This window comes from Xanthomonas sp. SHU 308 (assembly GCF_000364645.1).
GTDB classification, from domain to species: domain Bacteria; phylum Pseudomonadota; class Gammaproteobacteria; order Xanthomonadales; family Xanthomonadaceae; genus Xanthomonas_A; species Xanthomonas_A sontii.
In genome coordinates this window covers 1-3230 of the sequence record NZ_AQOK01000110.1, presented here as the reverse complement: position 1 = coordinate 3230, position 3230 = coordinate 1, and the positions used below count along the sequence as shown (strand labels likewise).

Here is a 3230-nt window from a genome sequence, read left to right as displayed (position 1 = left end):
CGGCGGCCGCGCCGGCCGCCGCCGCGCCGATGCCGATGAGCTCGCCCACCGAGGCCTCCACCGGCGGCAGCGCCAAGCCCGGCAACGCCCTGCCCGAGGGCCACGTGCTGCGCGCGCCGATGGTCGGCACCTTCTATACATCGCCGGCCCCGGACAAGCCGGCCTTCGTCAGCGTCGGCCAGGCGGTCAAGGCCGGCGAGACCCTGGCGATCATCGAGGCGATGAAGATGTTCAACCCGATCGAAGCCGACGTCTCCGGCACCATCGTCGCGATCCTGGGCGAAAGCGGCCAGCCGGTGGAGTTCGATCAGCCGTTGTTTGTGATTGGCTGAGACGCCGGGAATCGGGAGTGGAGAATGGGGAATCGTCAAAGCGGCCGCACGAGCGGCTCGACGTCTGGCGCGACTCCATGGATCTGGTGGAAATGATCTACCGCCTCTCCGAAACGTTTCCGGCGACGGAACGTTTCGGGCTGACGGCGCAGCTGCGCCGCGCAGCGGTCAGCATCCCCGCCAACATCGCCGAAGGCGCGGCACGCCGCTCCACTCCCGAATACCTGCGTTTTCTGTCGATCGCACGTGGCTCGCTGTCCGAGGCCAGCACGCACCTGCAGATCGCGCGCCGGCTCGACTACACCTCCGACATCGCGGCACTCGACGGATTGATCGATACGATCTTCGCCAAACTGACCGCATTGATGAATGTTCTGAGCAAGCGCGGAGATTGACGATGCACGCCGTCCTCCATTCCCGATTCTCCATTCCCAATTCCCGGCCTTCCCATGCTCGATAAAGTCGTCATCGCCAATCGCGGCGAAATCGCGCTGCGCATCCTGCGCGCGTGCCATACGCTCGGCATCCGCACGGTCGCGGTGCATTCCACCGTGGACCGCAACCTCAAGCACGTGGCCATGGCCGACGAGTCGGTGTGCATCGGCCCGGCGCCCTCGTCGGAGAGCTACCTCAACATCCCGGCGCTGATCGCCGCGGCCGAGGTCACCGACGCCCAGGCCATCCACCCCGGCTACGGCTTCCTGTCGGAGAACGCCGACTTCGCCGAGCGCGTGGAGCAGTCCGGCTTCATCTTCATCGGGCCCAAGGCCGACACCATCCGCCTGATGGGCGACAAGGTCGAGGCGATCCGCGCGATGAAGGCCGCCGGCGTGCCGTGCGTGCCCGGCTCGGGCGGCCCGCTGGGCGAGGACATCGTCGCCAACACCAAGATCGCCCGCGAGATCGGCTACCCGGTGATCATCAAGGCCGCAGGCGGCGGCGGCGGCCGCGGCATGCGCGTGGTGCATTCGGAGGCCGCGCTGAAGGCCGCCATCGAGACCACCAAGTCCGAGGCCAAGGCCGCCTTCAGCAACGACCAGGTGTACATGGAGAAGTTCCTGGAGAATCCGCGTCACGTGGAGATCCAGGTGCTGGCCGACGGCCAGGGCGGCGCCATCCACCTGGGCGAGCGCGACTGCTCGATGCAGCGCCGCCACCAGAAGGTGGTGGAGGAAGCGCCGGCGCCGGGCATCACCGAGGAACTGCGCAACGAGATCGGCAAGGTCTGCGTGGACGCCTGCATCCGCATCGGCTACCGCGGCGCCGGCACCTTCGAGTTCCTGTTCGAGAACGGGCGCTTCTACTTCATCGAAATGAACACGCGCATCCAGGTGGAGCACCCGGTCACCGAGCGCATCACCGGCATCGACCTGGTCTGCGAGCAGCTGCGCATCGCCGCCGGGCACAAGCTCAGCATCAAGCAGAAGGACATCGTCCTGCGCGGCCATGCGATCGAGTGCCGCATCAACGCCGAGGACCCGGAAACCTTCATGCCCAACCCGGGCCTGATCACCGGCTTCCACCCGCCCGGCGGTCCCGGCGTGCGCGTGGACACGCACATCTACAGCGGCTACAAGGTGCCGCCGAACTACGACTCGATGATCGGCAAGCTGATCGTGCACGGCCCCGACCGCGAGACCGCGATCGCGCGCATGCGCGTGGCGCTGAGCGAGATGGTGGTGGACGGCATCAAGACCAACATTCCGCTGCAGCAGCGGATCATGCGCGACAAGGGCTTCCAGGCCGGCGGCCAGAACATCCACTACCTGGAAAAGCGCCTGGCCGAGCGCAAGAACAAGTCGATTGCGTTGGTTTGACAGCCGGGAATGGGGAAACGGGAATCGGGAATCGGGAATCGGCAGTGCCGGCTCCCGAGTTTCGGCGGTGAAGGCCGCGACCTCGCCGCAGGATCGGGACGGAACGAATAGGTCCCTGGAGCGAATGGCTTCGATGCAGCGCGTCGGCGCCCGTCGCCAACATCGTTGCGACAACCACCGCGCAGTGCAATGAGGGGGCCGGGAACCCGCTCTTGCGATTCCCCATTCCCGGTTCCCCACTCCCGGCTACTTCCCCTGCTGGGTTCCCGCCACCGGCTCCACGCCCAGGCTCGAGGTCGGGCTGACGATCATCACCGTCTCGGTGGAGCCGTCCGGCCAGACGATCTGGAAGGTGCTGCCCGGGGCCAGGGTGGAGAACGGCATGCCGCTGTTGGCGCGGTAGATCGCCGCCACCTGCGCGGCGCCGGCGCGGCGCACGTCCGGCGCGGCGTGCGCGGTGGTCAGTTCGACCTTGGACAGGCCGCGGTAGCGCTGCTCGGCGGTGTCGATCAGCAACAGGCCCGCCGCCGCCGCCGAATAGGCGACGAAGGCCAGGACCCAGAACCAGAATTTGGCGCCGTGCAGCCATCGCCGGTAATTCATGAGCCTGCTCCCTTGCTGTCCACCAGTCGATTGACCATGTCGTTCATCGTGTCCGTGCCTTGCCGCGGCACCGCGGCGTCGTAAACAAAACTGCTGAAGTCCTGGGTGGGGTCGCGCGAGCAGATCCCGCCGTTGGCGCAATAGCGGGTCATCAACTCGCTGTCCGGGCCGCAATCCAATCCCAGCCTGCAGGCGGCCAACTGCCAGGCCAATTCGGAAAACTGGGTGCCGGCCACGCGCCCGTCCAGGCTGTCGTCGCCGCTGGCGGCCAGGCCCATCGCCGGCGACAGCGCCACGTAGGCATCGGGATCGCCGGAGGCGCGCACCCGCGCCACCAGATCGCGCTTGTACTCGGCGCCGGCATGCAACGGCTGGCCCAGCGCCAGCAGCGCCGCTTCGGCGGCCAGGTTGCCGCCGCGCGCGGCCTGCACGCGCTGGGCGACGATGGCCTGGCGGGTCAGGCCGTCGCCAGGCGCGA

4 protein-coding genes and 1 pseudogene are annotated in these 3230 nt (G+C 67.7%); 3 read left to right on the top strand and 2 right to left on the bottom strand.

Annotation, left to right across the window (positions count from 1 at the left end; translation table 11 throughout):
• The 3 genes from accB to accC all read left to right on the top strand — a co-directional run.
• A partial coding sequence (accB, locus tag D588_RS0105055; protein ID WP_017915195.1) for an acetyl-CoA carboxylase biotin carboxyl carrier protein occupies positions 1 to 332 on the top strand: 332 nt, incomplete at its 5' end.
• A 17-nt stretch (positions 333 to 349) separates the two neighbouring features.
• Positions 350 to 727, top strand: coding sequence for a four helix bundle protein (locus tag D588_RS0105050; protein WP_026143397.1), 378 nt, complete (start codon positions 350 to 352; stop codon positions 725 to 727).
• A 54-nt stretch (positions 728 to 781) separates the two neighbouring features.
• On the top strand, positions 782 to 2149 hold the full coding sequence (gene accC, locus D588_RS0105045) for an acetyl-CoA carboxylase biotin carboxylase subunit (protein ID WP_017911501.1): 1368 nt from the start codon (positions 782 to 784) through the stop codon (positions 2147 to 2149).
• A gap of 246 nt (positions 2150 to 2395) precedes the next feature.
• Here the strand turns inward: accC and D588_RS0105040 are convergent, their stop codons facing one another.
• Together D588_RS0105040 and D588_RS0105035 are read right to left on the bottom strand one after the other, a co-directional pair.
• Positions 2396 to 2752: a hypothetical protein gene (locus D588_RS0105040; RefSeq protein ID WP_017911500.1), complete on the bottom strand. Its 357-nt coding sequence runs from the start codon at positions 2750 to 2752 to the stop codon at positions 2396 to 2398.
• A pseudogene (locus D588_RS0105035) lies at positions 2749 to 3230 on the bottom strand (hypothetical protein); the annotation flags it as partial. The pseudogene D588_RS0105035 and the gene D588_RS0105040, both read right to left, overlap by 4 nt.

Bases quoted from the DNA above. Each gene is read 5' to 3' on its own strand.
- accC (WP_017911501.1), top strand. From the start codon at position 782: ATGCTCGATAAAGTCGTCATCGCCAATCGCGGCGAAATCGCGCTGCGC.
- D588_RS0105040 (WP_017911500.1), bottom strand. From the start codon at position 2,752: ATGAATTACCGGCGATGGCTGCACGGCGCCAAATTCTGGTTCTGGGTC.